Source organism: Kosakonia sp. YIM B13588, assembly GCF_042788165.1.
In the GTDB taxonomy this organism is placed as follows: Bacteria; Pseudomonadota; Gammaproteobacteria; order Enterobacterales; family Enterobacteriaceae; genus Kosakonia; species Kosakonia sacchari.
On the sequence record NZ_JBHZPO010000001.1, the window covers coordinates 347587 to 364112 of the forward strand.

A 16526-nucleotide genomic window follows, 5' to 3' on the forward strand; every position below is an offset into this window, starting at 1 on the left:
GTGGCCGCGATGGAGAAAGAATAGCCAGGTAAACGTCAATAAATGATGAATAGCGTGAATTATTTCGCCGCAGCGGTATATTTTTTGCGGTATGCCGCCGGGGATATTCCACGTTGCTGCTGAAAATGGTGGCGCAGTGAAGCCGCAGTAGCGAATCCACTGTGCCCGGCAATCAGCTCAATGCTCATTCGTGAATGAATCAGTAAATCCTCGGCCCGGCGTAAACGCTCCTGCAAAATCCAGCGAGCGGGTGTGGTTCCGGTTGACTCTTCGAAACGGCGCAAAAACGTACGCGGGCTCATGCCAGTTTGTTTCGCCAGTGACGCGACTGTGTGGCTGCCGGCTAAGTGTTGATGAAGGAAATCGAACAACTGTCCCAGTTGGCGACTTTCACGCGTGCGGGCAACCGGGCGTTGAAGTTGCTGAGTTTGAGAGCCATCCCGGTGCGGCTGCACCACAAGCCGCCGGGCGACATTGTTAGCGACCTCAATACCAAAATCCTCGCGCACGACGTGCAGACACAAGTCGATCCCCGCCGCGCTGCCCGCCGAGGTCATCACATTTCCTTCATCGTAATAGAGAGCGTCATCCAGCACGATAATCGCCGGATAGGCCTCCCGCAACATGTCGGTATAGCGCCAGTGGGTGGTGGCTTTACGACCATTAAGCAACCCGGCTGCGGCCAGTACAAACACCCCGGAACAAATAGAAATCACACGGCAGCCGCGCTGCCAGGCCTGATATAACACGCTACATAATGCGGCCGGTACGGGCGTTTGCGCGCCGCGCCAGCCGGGAACCACAATGGTGTCGGCATTTTCGAGTAGTTCCAGCCCGCCTTCCGCCATCACGCGAATACCGCCCGTCGCCCGCAATTCCCCCTCATCCACGGCGGCAACGGTAAATGTGTACCAGTTATCGCCCAGCTCCGGGCGTGGCAAACCGAAAATTTCCGTAGCGACGCCAAATTCAAAGGTGCACAGCCCATCATAGGCAAGCGCAACCACGCGGTGGCGGGCAGGGGCGTGTCGTGAAGTTGTCATTATCCTGGTGTTATCTGGCATAGAAGGGGGCAGCGAGGTTGTCCGGTGTTGGTTAAATTAGTGTTAACACAAACAAGGAGAAAAAACGATGAGTTATGTATCTGAAGTCCCCGCTGCATCACCCGAAGAGGCCGCCAGCCATTTCTTCCGCCGCCTGAGTGTCGAAACGGACTGCGCCGATGTCCATCATGCGATCACCCATCACGAGCAGGATTTTGTCTTGTTGCATGTGGTGGGTAGCGCGCAGGCTTTTGCCCGCCGTCACCTGCCGGGAGCATTACATTTGCCCCATAGCATGATGAGTGCAGAACGCATGGCCCGCTGGCCTGCAGATACGTTGTTTGTGGTCTATTGCGCCGGGCCACACTGCAATGGTGCCGATCGCGCCGCGCTGAAACTGGCGCGCATGGGGCTGGCGGTGAAAATCATGATTGGCGGCATCACCGGCTGGGAAGATGAAGGGTATACCTTTGCCAGCGGCGAGAGCGAAGCGGCCTTCTGATCCTTTTCTTCATCTTTCACGGTGCGATGGTGAATTTTTTTCATGTGCCGTGAAATTTTCTCGGTTGCTGCTTTTCCTGCGCTATGACATTTTGTTTGGACATTTAGCCATCCAGAAGTCTAAAATTCAAATAATGAATTATCACGTTGGGAAATCATTCCCCGGCGCAGAGGAGAGTAATATGCAGCGACATCAGGCCCCATTCCGTGCAGACGTAGTCGGTAGTTTCCTGCGCCCGGACGCCATCAAGCAGGCGCGTCAGCAGTTTGCGCAGGGTGAAATCAGCGCTCAGCAGTTGCGCAGTGTTGAGGATAGCGCGATTCGCCAGGTGGTTGAGCAGCAATGTGCCTGCGGTCTGCATGTTGTTACCGACGGTGAATTTCGCCGCGCATGGTGGCATTTTGACTTCTTCGACGGACTCGAAGGTGTGGAGCGCTACGATTCCGATAAAGGCATTCAGTTTAACGGTGTGCAAACCAAAGCCCACGGCGTGCGTGTCACCGGTAAATTACGCTTTGGCGACCACCCGATGCTGGAAGATTTTCGCTTCCTCAAAAGCATCAGCGGCACCGCGCAACCGAAGATGACCATTCCCAGCCCAAGCGTGCTGCACTTTCGCGGCGGGCGCAAAGACATTGACGCGACGGTTTATCCGCAGCTTGACGCCTACTTTGACGATCTGGCGACCACCTGGCGCGATGCGATCCAGGCGTTCTATGCCGCAGGCTGCCGCTATCTGCAACTGGATGATACGGTTTGGGCCTATCTCTGCTCTGACGATCAGCGTCGCCAGATCCGCGAACGTGGCGACGATCCCGATGAACTGGCGCGCATTTATGCCCGCGTAATTAACCGGGCGCTGGAAGGTAAACCGGACGATTTAACCATTGGTCTGCATGTGTGCCGCGGTAATTTCCGCTCCACCTGGATCTCCGAAGGCGGTTACGAACCCGTTGCGGAAGTGCTGTTTGGTAGCGTGAACGTTGACGCGTTCTTCCTCGAATATGACAACGACCGTTCCGGCGATTTCGCCCCATTGCGTTTTGTCCGTCCGGGTAAACAGCAGGTGGTTCTCGGGCTTATCACCACCAAAAACGGCGAGCTGGAAAATCCGGAAGGGGTAAAAGCACGTATTCAGGAAGCGGCGAAGTTTGTCGATATCAACCAGATTTGCCTCAGCCCGCAGTGCGGTTTTGCTTCCACTGAAGAGGGCAACACGCTCACGCCTGCCCAGCAGTGGGACAAAGTGCGGCTGGTAACGAAAATCGCCGAACAGGTATGGTAAATAAAAAACGGCGCTCAGTGCGCCGCTTTTTATTACTGCGCCTGCAATCCGCCGAGCGGCCGTGCCTGCATGCCTTTGAGCATCATCAGCCAGGCCACAATGATGGTCACCATCAGGATGACAAACAGTGAGGCTGCGGGCAGCGTGGTCAGGATAACCCCGGTAAGTAACGGGTTCATTGCCGCGCCCAGCCAGCCCAGCGCCTGTGCAGAGAAGTAGGTCGCTTTCATTCCCGCAGGGGCGATGTTATCGATCAACATATATTCACCGGGGGCGTAAATCACTTCTCCCAGCGTAAACACCGCGGCGGAAAGCCCCCAGAACCACAAGTTATCGCCGGATAACATAAAACCGATAAGGCCGATAACAAAACTGACGGTGCCAATTGCCATCGCTGGACGCAAGTTGGAGGCGGTGAGTTTACGGCCCACCGCATACTGCAACGTGACCACAATGGCGGCGTTGACTGGCAGCACCACGGCCACTACGCGTTCGGCGAACTCGCTGCTGGCCACCGTCATCACATATTGTGACAGGCAGGACGCAAAAGAACCGGCGACAAACGAGGCGAGAAAATTCGATAAAGTAAACCAGCCGAGCGCTTTATCTTTCAGCAACACGGAAGGATCCCACGCCACAGGGCTGTCGAGGCTTTCGCCAACCGCAACACGGCGAACAAACAGCTGAATAAACACCAGCGGAAAGGCCGCACAAATTGCCGCCAGCCAGAACGGCAAGTTAATGCTCTGCATGACCAGCAGCGTGCCGAGCGGCGGACCGACGGTCCAGCCGACATTAAGCACCGTGTAGTTGAGCGAGAAAATTTTCGCTTTCGCCGCAGGCGCGAGTGTGTCGGCAAAGTAGGCCTTCAGTACGGTGGAAAACACCGAATAAGCGCAGTTAATCAGGGCAAAAAACAGCACCACTAACCCCGCATGGTGTGATAGCGGGATGGCGGCAAAACCGGCAATAAAGGCGACAATCGCCAGCAGCATATAGCGTTTTTTATCGAACTTATCCGCCAGCATGCCGAAGCCGAGGCTGAACACTACGCCAATAGTCAGCGCGATAGACATCGCATAACCGACCTGATCGACCGACATCCCGTACTGGCGATTCAGGTAGATAGTCATAAACGGCAGCGTGGCACCGCGGCCAATGGTTAATAAAAGTGAAGATGCCAGTAACGCGGCGGTGGAGCGTGTTTGCTTGATGGTCATGTTCCTGCCCGACATGCGGTTGTTATATTTTTTTGTGATGTATACAGCTTTAACATGCATAAAGTGTGATGCACAACCGCAGTTTTGTCGGGAAATGCCCAAACTGACCTACCTGAATTAATGATCTGTCGCTGTACAATTTTTTGCGTTAACGTAAATTTTTTACAAAAGTTTAAAAAACAAAAGGTCGAAGAATGACGCGTAAAGATGTCCTGCTGGCGATGCTGGTAGTTGTAGCGTGGGGGCTGAATTTTGTGGTGATCAAAGTGGGCCTGCACAACATGCCGCCGTTAATGCTGGCCGGGTTACGCTTTGTGCTGGTGGCCTTTCCGGCCATTCTGTTTGTTGCTCGCCCCAGGGTGCCGCTGCGTTTGTTGCTCGGTTACGGCCTGACGATCAGCTTCGGGCAGTTTGCTTTTCTGTTTTGCGCCATCAAGTTTGGCATGCCCGCAGGGCTGGCGTCGCTGGTGTTACAGGCGCAGGCGTTTTTCACCATTATTCTTGGCGCAGGCGTGTTTGGTGAACGTTTACAGATAAAACAACTGGTTGGCATCACACTTGCGGTGCTGGGCGTGCTGGTGCTGATCGAGTCCAGCCTGAACGGTCAGCATGTTCCGCTGTTGGGGTTCCTGTTGACGCTGGCGGGCGCGTTTAGCTGGGCCTGCGGCAATATCTTCAACAAAAAAATCATGCAGCATAGCTCGCGTCCGGCGGTGATGTCGCTGGTGGTATGGAGCGCGCTGATTCCGATTGTGCCGTTTATGGTCGCCTCGCTGATTTTCGACGGCCCGGCGCTGATGCTGCAAAGCGTGGTCAGTATTGATTTCACCACGCTGTTGTCGCTGGTCTATCTGGCGTTTGTCGCCACCATTCTGGGATATGGCATCTGGGGAACGCTGCTGGGTCGCTACGAAACCTGGCATGTTGCGCCGCTGTCGCTGCTGGTGCCGGTGGTCGGCATGGCGAGTGCTGCGTTACTGCTGGGTGAGACGCTATCGGCGCTACAACTCGTGGGTGCCGTACTGGTGATGGCGGGGCTGTATATCAATGTGTTTGGTTTTCGTCTGCGCCGGGCGGTGCAGGCATAAGTAAAAAAAGCCCCGCATTATGCGGGGCGAGACGTTTAGCTGCGCTGATGGTAATACGGCACACCTAATGCGTCGGATTTGTCGCTACCCACGCCCATATGGTTAAAATCAAAAGGCGATGTTTGCTGGGCGGTGGGTAAAATCATCGCGTCACGGTTGTTCTGCTGTGCGGGATGATTAACTTGCTCCGCATAACTCTGGCCGGATAACAGCACCATCAGGGTGACAGCGGCACAGGCGATACGTTTCATACTTTCCTCGATACGTCTTTTTACTGCAGGCGATTAAATTAACAAGCGTGATTCAGCGGGAACAGATACCGGGACTCTGCCGGGATATCCGTCACGCGGAATTTATGCGGCGGCACGTCGAAATAGTTCTTAAACGTGCGCGTTAAGGTTTGTTGCGATTCAAACCCGTAACGCTCTGCCAGATACAGGATCGGCTCATTACTTCCCTTGAGCTTTTGCGCAATTTCCGTCAGCTTGCGGCTGCGAATGTACTGGCCCAGCGAATGACCAGTCTCTTTTTTAAACATCCGTTGCAGGTGCCACTTGGAGTAACCAGAACGCTCTGACACTTTTTCCAGCGACAGCGGCGATTCCAGGTTGTCCTCGATCCAGTCCAAAATGCTATGAATAGTGATAGCGTCAGTATTGCGTCTGGACATCGTCATACCTCTTTGTTTTTTTTACGGCAAAATTTTCTTGAGCAAATACTCAAGGGTTGCCACTTCTTCTGTCGTTAAGTTTTTTGTTAATTCCTGGTGCAGGTTATGCCCTACTAATTGATGACATTGCTCACACAGCGCCGCGCCTTCGTCGGTTAACCGCACCAGCACGCCGCGCTTGTCATTCGGATTCGGGTTACGTTCGATCCAGCCTTTGCATACCAGTCTGTCCAGCATGCGGGTCAGGGCGCCGAGATCGACAGAAAGCACCTTTTTCAGTTCCACCGGGGTGATACACACTTCGCAGCGGATGGAGCAGAGCACCTTAAACTGGGTGGCGGTGATATCCAGCGGCGACAGGTAGTCGTTAAGTAAACGATCTTTTTTCTGGTTAACCATGTGGATCAAGCGGCCAAGAGGAATGATGTCGTTAAATAGATCATTCGTGCTTTTCACAATGGTTGCCCCGGCAAGTAGATTAGTCACGGCAGATATTATTGCTCAGGCAAATATAAGTCAACCGAATGAATCCACGATGCCACTATTTGCTAAAACGTTTCACGTCAGCAAAAAAATACAATCGTAACGTACTGAAAGTAATCATCTAATCAGGACGTGTCCTGAGTCCGGGCATGCCATTGCCGCCGCGTTATGGCTATACTGGCGGGGTTTTGACCTTGCAAGGAGTGACCGTCAGATGCTGGAACTATTTAAAGCCATTGGGCTTGGGCTGGTGGTATTGCTACCGCTTGCAAACCCGTTAACTACCGTAGCGCTGTTTTTAGGGCTGGCGGGCAATATGAATAGCGCCCAACGTAACCTGCAGGCGCGGATGGCCTCGATCTACGTCTTCATTATTATGATGGTGGCGTACTACGCTGGTCAGGTGGTGATGAACACCTTCGGTATCTCCATTCCGGGGTTGCGTATTGCCGGTGGATTAATCGTGGCCTTTATCGGTTTTCGCATGCTGTTTCCGGCGCAAAAACCGCATCAGGCACCAGAAGTGAAAAGCAAGTCAGAAGAGCTGGAAGAGGAGCCCGGTGCCAATATCGCCTTTGTGCCGCTGGCCATGCCGAGCACCGCCGGGCCTGGTACCATCGCCATGATCATCAGTTCTGCCTCAACCATTCGCCACGGCGCTGAGTTTCCTGAGTGGGTCATCACCGTTGCGCCAACGCTAATTTTTGCCATTGTGGCGCTGATATTATGGGTAAGCCTGCGCAGTTCCGGGGCGATCATGCGGCTGGTGGGCAAGGGCGGTATAGAAGCCATCTCGCGGCTGATGGGCTTTCTGCTGGTCTGTATGGGCGTACAATTTATCATTAATGGCGTGCTGGAAATCATCACCACTTTTCATGCCGGAGCCTGATGCGTACATTTCTCTCCTGCCTGGTCGTGGCGCTGGTTGCGCTAACCGGCTGTCAGCAGCGCCCCGGCGCTCAACCGCCGCTGGCGCAAAAAAGCTTTACGGCATATCAACAGCAAACGCGTGATTTTGTCGCCGCGCACCGGGCGTTTCAGACGCTGGATAAAGCGAGCGAACTGCGGCTCAACACACCACAGGAGTGGCGTCCGGCGCTGCCCGCGCACAAAGGCATTTTGCTGATCCACGGCCTGGGCGACGGGCCAGGATCGTTTGTGGATATTGCCCCCGAACTGGCAAAACAGGGCTTTCTGGTGCGCACCGTGCTGTTACCAGGCCACGGTACGCGACCTGCGGATCTGCTGGATGTCGATGTTTCTCAGTGGCGGCAAGTGGTGAGCGAGCAGGCCGATATTCTGGGCAAAGAGGTCGATGCCCTTTGGCTCGGCGGTTTTTCCACTGGTGGAAATCTGGCGCTGGAATATGCGATGGCGCATGACAACGTGCAGGGGCTGCTGCTGTTTTCCCCGGCGTTAAAATCCAGCACCGGTTACGATTTTCTCGCGCCGACAGTGGCGCTGTTTCGCGACTGGTTGCGCCCGCCGAGCGCTGTGTTCCCGCAGCAAATCGCCACCCGCTACTTGCGTGTGCCGACCAACGGTTTCGCCCAGTTCTGGCGCACCAGCGCCAGCGCGCAGCGGCTGCTTGCGCGTAAGCCGTGGACAAAACCGGCGCTGCTGGTGTTAACCGAACATGATTCGGTGCTCAATACGCGCTGGATCCTCGATCAATTCGATCGCAGTTTCACCAACCCGGCCAGCCGCCTGATTTGGTACGGCACACCGCCACCAGAAGCCGCAAAAATGTCCCGCTTACGGGTAAAAACGGATTATCTGCCGCAGGATCGCATCAGCCAGTTTTCCCATATGTCGGTGCTCTTTTCGCCTCGTAATCCGCTGTACGGACGCAAAGGCAGCGTGCTGCTCTGTGCGAATGGTCAGTCAGAAGAGGCGGCAAAGCGCTGTCTGGCGGGGGAAGAGGTGTGGTATTCAGACTGGGGGCTGGTCGAGGCAAACAAAATTCATGCCCGCCTGACCTGGAATCCGTGGTTTGACTGGCAAACCACGGTGATGGATGAGGTTGTCGCGGCCGCGCAGTAACCGGCGCGGTTTACACGTGGCTGGCGTGGGTTTGCTCTTCCAGTTTCACCGGCCAGCGGCGGAAAATCACCACCGCCCATACCAGCGCAGCAATCGCCGGGATCGCCCCGGCGTAACCGATGACGTTCATCGACCAGTGCAGGCTTATCTGGTTGCCAACCAGCGCACCCGCGCCGATACCAATATTAAAAATGCCAGAAAACAGCGACATCGCCACATCGGTAGCATCCGGTGCCAGCGCCAGCACTTTTACCTGCATACCCAGGCCGATAATCATAATCGCGATGCCCCATACCACGCTCAGCACCGCCAGATGCATTTCGCTACCGGATGCGGGCAGCATCATCACCAGTGAAATCACCAGCAGACCAATCGCGCTGCACACCAGGCCAGAGGCGTGCTGGTTCCCCAGCTTGCCGAACAGCACGCTACCAATAATCCCGGCACCGCCAAGCACTAACAGCAGCAGGGTGGCGAAATTGGCGCTAAAGCCCGCAACATTTTGCACGAACGGCTCAATGTAGCTGTAAGCCGTGTAATGCGCGGTAACCACCACCACGGTGAGCAAATAAATGCACATCAGCGCCGGGCGACGGAACAGCACCGGCAGGCTTTTCAGCGAACCCGAATGTTCGCTCGGCAGCGCGGGCAGCAGTTTCACCAGGCACACCAGCGTCACCAGCGCGCCCATACCGATGGCGAAAAAGGTGGTACGCCAGCCGAAATATTGCCCGACGATACGGCCAATCGGCAGCCCGAGCACCATCGCCAGCGCTGTACCAGTGGCGAGCAGGCTCAATGCCTGCGCACCTTTCCCGGCAGGCGCGAGGCGAATGGCCAGCGAGGCGGTAATCGACCAGAAAATCGCATGGGCGAAAGCAATGCCAATGCGGCTGATGACCAGCACCTCAAAACTCCAGGCGAGGAACGACAACACATGGCTGGCGATAAACAGCACAAAGAGCGCAATCAACAATTTGCGGCGCTCAATCTGGCTGGTCAGCAGCATAAAGGGCAGCGACATTAACGCCACAACCCAGGCATAGATGGTCAACATGATCCCCACCTGGGCGGTTTCCATGTCGAAGCTCTGCGCGATATCCGACAGCAAACCCACAGGCACGAATTCGGTGGTGTTAAAAATAAATGCGGCGACAGCAAGCGTCACTACCCGCAGCCACGCGACTTTTCGTGAAACGGTATTGGTAGTCATAAGGGTATTTGGGGTTGGTTGGCGAAAAGAAGAGGCCACGATCTTACTGCCTTTGCTGGCGAAAATACAAACATTTTGTGATGTAGATCTCACTTTTTATTCGTGTGGAAAATACCTGTTGCAACGTTTCCGAATAGCGCTCAAAAACAGAAGACGAAAAAGAGGAAATGCTATGCAAACCATCGATTTTTATATGGTCGACGCCTTCAGCGACCGCACTTTTGGCGGTAATGCCGCCGCCGTCTGCCCCCTGACCGAATGGTTAGCCGATGATGTGCTGCTGCGCATGGCGCAGCAGCATAACCAGTCCGAAACCGCCTTCTTCGTGCGTAACGACAGCGGTTTTGAGCTGCGCTGGTTCACCACCCAGGATGAGATCAATCTCTGCGGCCATGCGACTCTCGCCGCTGCGCACGTGATCTTTGAATATCTCGATTACCCGGATACCGAAATTCTGTTCACCACCCGCTTTGTCGGTGAACTGAAAGTGAGCCGCAATGGCGACTGGCTGACGCTGGATTTCCCGGCCTGGTCGACGGAAACGGTAAGCGAGGTTCCGGCGCTGCTGCTGAAAACACTGGGCATTGAACGCGCAAAAGAAGTGCGTGTGGCGCGGGATTACCTGGTGGTGCTGGAAAGCCAGGCGCAGGTAGAAGCCCTAACGCCGGATATCGCGGCAATGAAACCGCTTGGCAAAATGGTCTGCGTGACCGCGCCCGGTGAGAACGTTGATTTTGTCAGCCGCTTCTTCTGCCCGGGTGAGTCGGTGGCGGAAGATCCGGTGACCGGTTCGGCGCACAGCATGCTGATTCCATACTGGGGCGAAAAACTGGGTAAAAACAGCCTGCAGGCGCGGCAGGTTTCCGCGCGCGGCGGCGATTTACGCTGTGAATGGCGCGGCGATCGCGTGCTGATTGGCGGTCAGGCAACGCTCTATCTGTTGGGCAAAGTGTTCCTACGCTAAAAGCCGCCCGGCAGTCACGCCGGGCGAATCTCTTCCTGCACTGCGCAGAAATCACTTCAGCGACGCACCGCCGCATATCACCAGCTCCTGCCCGGTGATGGCGGCCGCATCTGGTGATAAGACAAAACTCACCAGCGCTGCCACTTCCTGCGGCGTAATTAAGCGGCCAATCGGCGGCACATTCGGCGGCGAGCTTTCCCGCCCCGGCGCGCTGAGCATCGGCGTCTGTGTTGCTCCCGGTGCCACAACATTGGCGGTGATGCCGCGCGGTGCCAGTTCCGCCGCCCAGCTTCTGACCATCCCTACCAGCGCCGCTTTGGTGGCGACATACTGCGAGCGGCCCGCCGCGCCACGCGAGGTGCGGCTGCCAATCACCACAATTCGGCCACCTTGCGACATCTGGGGCGCAAAATGGTTGACCAGCGTTTCTGCCGCCTGCACATGCAACCGCCACAGACGCTCGCTGGCCATGGGATCGAGTTCACCAAGCGGTGCGGCGGCCATCATGCCTGCTGCATGAACCAGCGCCTGCGGCGTCGGCAGAGTGGCTATTACCTGGCGCAACGCCTCGCTGTTGCTGAGATCAACCTGTACACAGCGAAACGCCTGATCCGCCCGCGTTACCGGCGAGCGGGATAAACCGGTAACCTGCCAGCCTTGCGCCAGCAGCTTATCGACAATGGCTTCGCCAATACCGGAACTGGCACCGGTTACTACGGCATGCGACATCTCAGGCCTCCAGCCGTGCGCGCGGCACTTTGAACACCGCTTTGCGCACCGTCATGGGCGCATCGACAGCGCACAGCGCCTGGTGCGGTTCGCCGGGCAAAAAGACGGCGAAATCCCCGGCGCGTAACGTCACGCTAACCGGTAAGAGCGCGTGTGTGGTGATGTAGAGATCCGGTTTGCGCTGCTCATCCTCTTCCCGCGCGGCGTAGTGCGTTCCGGCGTTGATCATTTCCTCACCGGCCAGTACCACCTGAATATCGGCCCACAGGGTGTGATATTCCGTATGACGCTGCGCCTGCGGTTGTGTGTTCGCCGGGCCGATGGTGCAAAACCAGTCGGCGTTTTCCGGCTGCCAGCGCCCGTCGTCCCGTGCCTGTAACGCCGCCAGCGAACATTGCGGTAAGGCAAGGATCGCGCGAAGCGGGAAGGGTAACCCTGCCAGCGGCAGGGCGTTAAGGTTGCCCACAATCATCGGTTACTCCTTTACCCAGTCCGGTGAGATGCGCACATATTTAATCGCCTGGCGAAAATAGGTGTAGGCGATATGCAGCTTGCCGTCCGCGCCTTGTTTGATGCTCGGATAGGAGAACTCGCGGTTGAGTTTTTCCTGCGAGTTATTGGTCATGCAGTAGCCGTCGCCCTCATCCAGATGGCGCTGCCACGGCCAGCTTTTACCGCCATCCGGCGAGATCGCCACCGTCATCGGCGCGCGCGGTGCGCCCCAGAACGCGCTGCGCCCGCTGGTCACCGTCGGCTCTTTACGCCCGTCACCGTCGTCAATTTCATCGTACAGCGAAGCACGGCGTTCGCTGGCTCCGGCGGCGTTCATGTGATTAAACACCAGCGCCAGCGCGCCGTCGGCAAGCGTTGTCACCTGAATCGACGAGTTGTTGTTTGGCAATGTCGTCGGTTCCGGTACCGACCAGCTTTCGCCGCCGTCGGTCGACTGGCTGTAGTAAATGTTGTCCGCCCAGCGGCTGCGAAACAGCGCCACCAGTTGCCCGCCTGGCAGCGCGGTGATGTTCATATGCACACAGCCGAGGCTCTGCGGTACTTCAACATCGCGCCAGCTATTGCCCTGATCGGATGAGATTTTCACCGCGCTGATGTCGTCATTGCCGACCCATTTTTCCCCCGGCTGGGTGCGGCAATAAAACACCGGTAACAGCCAGTTGCCGTTTTCCAGCACGGTGATTGGCTGGCGGATAAAGGTGCCAGGTTTGTCGAGCAAGGTTTTAATGTCACCCCAGCTGGCACCAAAATCATGCGACTGGCGATAGCGCACAATCGCCGTGTCCTGATTGCCGGAGATCTGCGCGGTCCACAGCAGCCACAGCACGTTGTCCTGGGCGAGGAACAGCACCGGGTTTTGCTCTGAACGGGTCGGATCGTCCGAGAGTTTTACCGCCTCGCTCCAGGCGCAGGCACCGGGTGCCAGCCGCGAACTCCATACCGAAATATCCGCCACGCCTTCCTGTGAACCGCCAAACCAGACGCACATCAGCGTGCCATCCGGCAGTGGCAGAATATTGGCCGCGTGGTTTTGCGGGCAGGGGGATGGCAGCATTGCCGTCACAACCTGAGCGTCTTGTGCTTGCGGGCGTAAAACACCATCGCGATTTACCGTTACGGACATATCAAACTCCATTGTTGCGAACAGGGGTGGGCGCGTTATTTACCGCTTTTTGTACCGCTTTATTCGGGATTAAGCGGTCCAGCACCATCACCACGGCCGGGGTCACCAGCGCGATATACATATTGTTAATACCAAACGGGTCGCCGAGCAGATACCACACCGAGGTCACCACACAGGCGGCGATCAAACCGGCGTTAGCACCGCGCGCGCTTTTGAAGAACGGGGCATAGAAGGCGATCACCGCGACTACAGAGATAGAGAGGCGGATGGCACGGGTAAAGAAGGAGAGTTTCAGCACTTCCGGCACCAGCAGCACGAAAATCAGCGGCAGGAAACCAATCAGCAGCGACAACCAGCGAGTGGCTTTAAACTCTTGTTCCGGCGTGGGTTTACGGTACGGCACGTAGAAATCTTTCACCACCAGCGAGGCGATGGCCAGCGCAACGGTACTGACGCTGACAAAGATCGACGCAACGAGTGACGTTGTCACTAGTCCGGCAACCCATGGGTTCATGTCCTGTAAAAAAATCGGCATCGCATACAGGCTGTTGATCTCCGGGTGCAGGTATTTCGCCGCCACGCCAATCACCGCAATGGCCAGCGCAATCGGCAAACAGAAGAAGAAGGCGACCCAGGTGGAACGCTTCGCCGATTTCACATCTTTGGTCGAACAAATCGCCTGAATCACAAACTGGGTACAGAAGATGGAACCGATAGTGCCAATCAGCCAGGCAAAAATGGTGCTCGCGCCGAAGTTACCGTCCCAGGTCCAGTAGTATTTCGGCATGTTTTCGATCATCGGTGTGAAACCGCCGGTTTTCGACAGGGCAAAACCCATGATCGCCAGAATGCCGAAATATTTAAGCGCGCTGTGCAGCAGCGTCACCCATGCCACGCCTTTCATACCGCCAAAGGCGAAATAGAAGGTACTGACAACCGCGGTGATAAACGCCGCCACCGGCAGGTTCACTTTCAGCACCGTCGAGATGGCCGCCGCGCCGCTCACGTAGTTGCCAACGTTAACCAGCAGCAGGGCGTAAATCATGATAATCGAGATAATATTTTTGGTGCTGTTGCCATATTTTTCGGCGATCGCGCCAGAGATAGTGATTTTCCCGGTGTTATAGATGCGTTTGACCAGCAGCAGGCCAAACAGCGGGAAACCAATCGCCGCGCCGATAACCGACCACGACGCGGCAAAACCGTCTTCGAAAGCGGCCTGGGCGGTGCCTACCGTGGATTTCGCGCCAATGTATTCGGACATCAACAAAATCCCGACGATAAAGGCAGGCATCGCGCGCGAGCCTTCCATAAAATCGCCGGTGTTCTTGCTTCGTAAGCGAAACGTCAGCCAGGTGGTGAACAGAATATACGCCACCACAATGCCAACGATTATCAGGGTATCTTGAGCAGTAAAGGTGTTCATCTTTGCCTCTCTTCAGGGCGAGTGAATCCTGAGCGCCGCAGGCGCCCGGTTTTCTTATGACGAATAATCCCGCTATCAGTGAAGGTACTGGGTCACTATCTGGCGGATCTGTTGATGTTGCTGTTCGCTAAACGTGACAGCGTAACGGCTGTCGCCAACGTCGTATCCCATGATATGTAATGCTTTTTTCACCGCAGCCGGAGAGAACGCGACGCGGTAGAGATCGGTGCGTAGCCCCGTAACGTTCTCCTGTGCCGCACGGGAACCGTCGATATTTCCGGCGTTAAAGCGCGACCAGATAGCGTTGATCGCCTGCGGCGCGACGTTCGCCAGACCGGAAATACAGGCCGAGCAGCCGTCGACAAATCCCTGATGAATTAGCGAATCCGGGCCGTTCAGTACGTCAAAATTTTCGCAATCCTTCACCGCCTGCAAAAAACCGCTCAGGCTTTCATAGCTGCCTGCGCTGTCTTTGATGCCGATGATATTCGGGTGTGCCGCCAGCGTGCGGGCGGTTTGCGGTTCAATGGTGTTACCGGTGCGCGCCGGGATGTTGTAGAGAAAGACCGGAACGCTTAACGCATCCGCCACGGCGGTGTAGTGGGCAATCAATTCATCTTGTTTCAGCGGCACAAAATAGGGCGTGATAACCGATACCGCATCAACACCCAGTTTTTCAATCTGCTTACCCAGACGAATGGTGTCGCGCGTGGAGATTTCGCCGATATGCGCCACCACGGGCATACGCCCGGCAACTTCATCGACGCAGGTCGCGGTGACGGCCACTTTTTCCTGCTCATTCAGCACGAAGAATTCGCCGTTGGTGCCACCGCAAAAAATGCCGTTTCCGGCTGCCAACTGGCGGTTGATCTGCTGTTTGAGCGCCTGCGGGTTAACGTCCCCGTCAACGTCAAAAGGCGTCACGATGGCGGTCAGCACGCCATTAATCTGCTTACTCATGACTCACTCCCTCGAATTGGGGTTAAAACAGCGTCTGATAAATGGCCTGCACGTCCTGGTGGCTGACGGTGCATGGGGCGTTGTTCATCAGGCGCTTCACATTTAGCGCGGCGTCGCTCAGCGCCGGGACATCCTCGCGCGGCACGCCGAGCGCCTCGAGGTTGTCGGGCAGATTCAGGCGTTTGACCAGCGCGGCAAACCACGCCACCAGCGCGTGCGATTTCGCTTCCGCACTCAGGGTGGTGTCGGCGTCAGGTACCAGATCCCACACCTGGGCAAATTTCTCTACCGCGTGCGGGCGTACCACTTTCATGCATGGCGCGAGCAGAATGGCGTTCGCCACACCGTGCGGCAGGTGGTATTTGCCACCAAGCGGATACGAAAGCGCATGCACCAGATGGGTTCCGGCATGAGTGATCGCCGCGCCGCCGTAATAAGAGGCCCACAGCATCTCAAGCCTGGCGGTCAGGTTGTGCGGTTCATTGACTGCCGTTTCGATATTGCGCAGCAGTTTGCCTAAACCGATCAGCGCCACGTTGTCACTCACCGGGTTGGCGATGGTGGCGGTGAAGCACTCAATCAAATGGCACAGGGCATCAATGCCGGTAGAAGAGGCGATGTGCGCGGGCATGCTGGTGGTCAGCTCCGGCAGCAACGCCACGTAATCGGGCAGCATCACCGGTGAAATAATGCCGATTTTGGTGTCCTGCTCTGGAATAGCGAGAATGGCGTTGGGCGTGGCTTCCGAGCCGGTACCGGCGGTGGCGGGGATCAGCAGCGAAGCAACGCGGTCAGTCGGTTTTTCTCCCGCCAGTAGCGCGTCCAGCCCCGGTGATGCCGGGTGGCATAACACCGACAGCAGTTTGGCGACATCCAGCACGCTGCCGCCGCCAATACCCACGACCAGATCTACGGCGGTGTCGTGCAGGTTCTGCAGAATATTCGCCACATCGTGCTGGCTGGGTTCGGGCGGAACATTATCAATGAGTTGCACGCGGCGACCATTCGTCTCCAGCAATGCGCGGATCTGCTGGGTGGCAGCCAGTTTGATAATGTTGCCGTCGCTGACCAGTAACACTTTCTCTTTACCCGCAAGCAGCGGGGCAATCGCCGGAATTGCCCCCGCGCCGCTTATCAGGGTGCTGTTAATCGTTACCACAACCTTCTCCTGTCTCTGTTATGGTGATTGAACTCAATCATCTTTTATTCATCACCGTCACTGCATGGCCTAAATTTATAATTTATTCGCAAACTGAATAAGTTG

Annotated in this window: 18 protein-coding genes; 6 read left to right on the forward strand and 12 right to left on the reverse strand. The window is 56.2% G+C overall.

From position 1 onward, the window contains the following. Positions 1 to 59: 59 nt before the first annotated feature. A complete protein-coding gene (ftrA, locus tag ACFX4U_RS01690; RefSeq protein ID WP_380217623.1) occupies positions 60 to 1064 on the reverse strand; it encodes a transcriptional regulator FtrA in 1005 nt (334 codons plus the stop codon). A gap of 67 nt (positions 1065 to 1131) precedes the next feature. Between ftrA and ACFX4U_RS01695 the strand changes: the two genes are divergently transcribed. Continuing rightward, entirely contained in the window at positions 1132 to 1545 is a 414-nt protein-coding gene (locus ACFX4U_RS01695) for a rhodanese-like domain-containing protein (protein ID WP_313507052.1), read from the forward strand. A 181-nt stretch (positions 1546 to 1726) separates the two neighbouring features. Beyond that, on the forward strand, positions 1727 to 2830 hold the full coding sequence (locus tag ACFX4U_RS01700; RefSeq protein WP_305736176.1) for a cobalamin-independent methionine synthase II family protein: 1104 nt from the start codon (positions 1727 to 1729) through the stop codon (positions 2828 to 2830). Positions 2831 to 2862: 32 nt separating this feature from the next. Here the strand turns inward: ACFX4U_RS01700 and ydeE are convergent, their stop codons facing one another. Further along, positions 2863 to 4050, reverse strand: a complete 1188-nt coding sequence (gene ydeE, locus ACFX4U_RS01705; protein ID WP_313507050.1) for an efflux MFS transporter YdeE — start codon at positions 4048 to 4050, stop codon at positions 2863 to 2865. Between the two features lie 194 nt (positions 4051 to 4244). On the opposite strand from ydeE, the gene eamA reads away from it, so the two are divergent. Continuing rightward, positions 4245 to 5138, forward strand: coding sequence for an O-acetylserine/cysteine exporter (eamA, locus tag ACFX4U_RS01710; protein ID WP_380217620.1), 894 nt, complete (start codon positions 4245 to 4247; stop codon positions 5136 to 5138). A 35-nt stretch (positions 5139 to 5173) separates the two neighbouring features. Here the strand turns inward: eamA and marB are convergent, their stop codons facing one another. The 3 genes from marB to marR are packed head-to-tail and all read right to left on the reverse strand — an operon-like array spanning position 5174 to position 6264. Next, positions 5174 to 5389 carry a multiple antibiotic resistance protein MarB gene (gene marB / locus ACFX4U_RS01715; RefSeq protein ID WP_016496174.1) on the reverse strand — a complete coding sequence of 72 codons (216 nt, stop codon included), beginning with the start codon at positions 5387 to 5389 and terminating at the stop codon, positions 5174 to 5176. Positions 5390 to 5427: 38 nt separating this feature from the next. After that, entirely contained in the window at positions 5428 to 5808 is a 381-nt protein-coding gene (gene marA, locus ACFX4U_RS01720; RefSeq protein WP_016496173.1) for an MDR efflux pump AcrAB transcriptional activator MarA, read from the reverse strand. A gap of 21 nt (positions 5809 to 5829) precedes the next feature. Beyond that, complete coding sequence (gene marR / locus ACFX4U_RS01725) at positions 5830 to 6264, reverse strand: multiple antibiotic resistance transcriptional regulator MarR (RefSeq protein ID WP_017456698.1); 435 nt, start codon at positions 6262 to 6264, stop codon at positions 5830 to 5832. 241 nt (positions 6265 to 6505) lie between these two features. On the opposite strand from marR, the gene ACFX4U_RS01730 reads away from it, so the two are divergent. Together ACFX4U_RS01730 and ACFX4U_RS01735 are read left to right on the forward strand one after the other, a co-directional pair. Continuing rightward, the gene (locus tag ACFX4U_RS01730) at positions 6506 to 7180 is read left to right on the forward strand and encodes a MarC family NAAT transporter (RefSeq protein WP_313507044.1); all 675 of its coding nucleotides are present in this window, start codon (positions 6506 to 6508) and stop codon (positions 7178 to 7180) included. Beyond that, on the forward strand, positions 7180 to 8334 hold the full coding sequence (locus tag ACFX4U_RS01735) for an alpha/beta fold hydrolase (protein ID WP_380217617.1): 1155 nt from the start codon (positions 7180 to 7182) through the stop codon (positions 8332 to 8334). The genes ACFX4U_RS01730 and ACFX4U_RS01735 overlap by 1 nt, the downstream gene beginning before the upstream one ends. A gap of 10 nt (positions 8335 to 8344) precedes the next feature. Here the strand turns inward: ACFX4U_RS01735 and ACFX4U_RS01740 are convergent, their stop codons facing one another. Beyond that, entirely contained in the window at positions 8345 to 9547 is a 1203-nt protein-coding gene (locus ACFX4U_RS01740; RefSeq protein WP_305736171.1) for a sugar transporter, read from the reverse strand. Between the two features lie 172 nt (positions 9548 to 9719). On the opposite strand from ACFX4U_RS01740, the gene ACFX4U_RS01745 reads away from it, so the two are divergent. Next, a complete protein-coding gene (locus tag ACFX4U_RS01745; protein WP_305736170.1) occupies positions 9720 to 10511 on the forward strand; it encodes a PhzF family phenazine biosynthesis protein in 792 nt (263 codons plus the stop codon). A 51-nt stretch (positions 10512 to 10562) separates the two neighbouring features. Here ACFX4U_RS01745 and ACFX4U_RS01750 read toward each other — a convergent pair whose 3' ends face one another. The 6 genes from ACFX4U_RS01750 to ACFX4U_RS01775 form a co-directional block, all read right to left on the reverse strand. Beyond that, a complete protein-coding gene (locus tag ACFX4U_RS01750; RefSeq protein WP_313507038.1) occupies positions 10563 to 11240 on the reverse strand; it encodes an SDR family oxidoreductase in 678 nt (225 codons plus the stop codon). Position 11241: 1 nt separating this feature from the next. Next, positions 11242 to 11712, reverse strand: a complete 471-nt coding sequence (locus tag ACFX4U_RS01755; protein WP_305736168.1) for a YhcH/YjgK/YiaL family protein — start codon at positions 11710 to 11712, stop codon at positions 11242 to 11244. A gap of 3 nt (positions 11713 to 11715) precedes the next feature. Further along, a complete protein-coding gene (locus tag ACFX4U_RS01760) occupies positions 11716 to 12876 on the reverse strand; it encodes an exo-alpha-sialidase (RefSeq protein ID WP_313507036.1) in 1161 nt (386 codons plus the stop codon). 1 nt (position 12877) lies between these two features. Further along, positions 12878 to 14302: a sodium:solute symporter family protein gene (locus tag ACFX4U_RS01765; protein WP_065368574.1), complete on the reverse strand. Its 1425-nt coding sequence runs from the start codon at positions 14300 to 14302 to the stop codon at positions 12878 to 12880. Between the two features lie 75 nt (positions 14303 to 14377). After that, on the reverse strand, positions 14378 to 15262 hold the full coding sequence (locus tag ACFX4U_RS01770) for a dihydrodipicolinate synthase family protein (protein ID WP_313507030.1): 885 nt from the start codon (positions 15260 to 15262) through the stop codon (positions 14378 to 14380). A 22-nt stretch (positions 15263 to 15284) separates the two neighbouring features. After that, positions 15285 to 16421 (reverse strand): iron-containing alcohol dehydrogenase, encoded by a 1137-nt coding sequence (locus ACFX4U_RS01775; protein ID WP_305736165.1) that lies wholly within the window; start codon positions 16419 to 16421, stop codon positions 15285 to 15287. Positions 16422 to 16526 lie beyond the last annotated feature (105 nt).

What these genes read in the sequence shown, in the direction of transcription:
- marA (WP_016496173.1), bottom strand. Translation starts at nt 5,808, where the DNA reads ATGTCCAGACGCAATACTGACGCTATCACTATTCATAGCATTTTGGAC.
- ACFX4U_RS01760 (WP_313507036.1), bottom strand. Translation starts at nt 12,876, where the DNA reads ATGTCCGTAACGGTAAATCGCGATGGTGTTTTACGCCCGCAAGCACAA.
- eamA (WP_380217620.1), top strand. Translation starts at nt 4,245, where the DNA reads ATGACGCGTAAAGATGTCCTGCTGGCGATGCTGGTAGTTGTAGCGTGG.
- ACFX4U_RS01750 (WP_313507038.1), bottom strand. Translation starts at nt 11,240, where the DNA reads ATGTCGCATGCCGTAGTAACCGGTGCCAGTTCCGGTATTGGCGAAGCC.
- ACFX4U_RS01765 (WP_065368574.1), bottom strand. Translation starts at nt 14,302, where the DNA reads ATGAACACCTTTACTGCTCAAGATACCCTGATAATCGTTGGCATTGTG.
- ACFX4U_RS01740 (WP_305736171.1), bottom strand. Translation starts at nt 9,547, where the DNA reads ATGACTACCAATACCGTTTCACGAAAAGTCGCGTGGCTGCGGGTAGTG.
- ACFX4U_RS01745 (WP_305736170.1), top strand. Translation starts at nt 9,720, where the DNA reads ATGCAAACCATCGATTTTTATATGGTCGACGCCTTCAGCGACCGCACT.
- ftrA (WP_380217623.1), bottom strand. Translation starts at nt 1,064, where the DNA reads ATGCCAGATAACACCAGGATAATGACAACTTCACGACACGCCCCTGCC.
- ACFX4U_RS01755 (WP_305736168.1), bottom strand. Translation starts at nt 11,712, where the DNA reads ATGATTGTGGGCAACCTTAACGCCCTGCCGCTGGCAGGGTTACCCTTC.
- ACFX4U_RS01770 (WP_313507030.1), bottom strand. Translation starts at nt 15,262, where the DNA reads ATGAGTAAGCAGATTAATGGCGTGCTGACCGCCATCGTGACGCCTTTT.
- ACFX4U_RS01700 (WP_305736176.1), top strand. Translation starts at nt 1,727, where the DNA reads ATGCAGCGACATCAGGCCCCATTCCGTGCAGACGTAGTCGGTAGTTTC.
- ACFX4U_RS01735 (WP_380217617.1), top strand. Translation starts at nt 7,180, where the DNA reads ATGCGTACATTTCTCTCCTGCCTGGTCGTGGCGCTGGTTGCGCTAACC.
- ACFX4U_RS01730 (WP_313507044.1), top strand. Translation starts at nt 6,506, where the DNA reads ATGCTGGAACTATTTAAAGCCATTGGGCTTGGGCTGGTGGTATTGCTA.
- ACFX4U_RS01695 (WP_313507052.1), top strand. Translation starts at nt 1,132, where the DNA reads ATGAGTTATGTATCTGAAGTCCCCGCTGCATCACCCGAAGAGGCCGCC.
- marB (WP_016496174.1), bottom strand. Translation starts at nt 5,389, where the DNA reads ATGAAACGTATCGCCTGTGCCGCTGTCACCCTGATGGTGCTGTTATCC.
- ydeE (WP_313507050.1), bottom strand. Translation starts at nt 4,050, where the DNA reads ATGACCATCAAGCAAACACGCTCCACCGCCGCGTTACTGGCATCTTCA.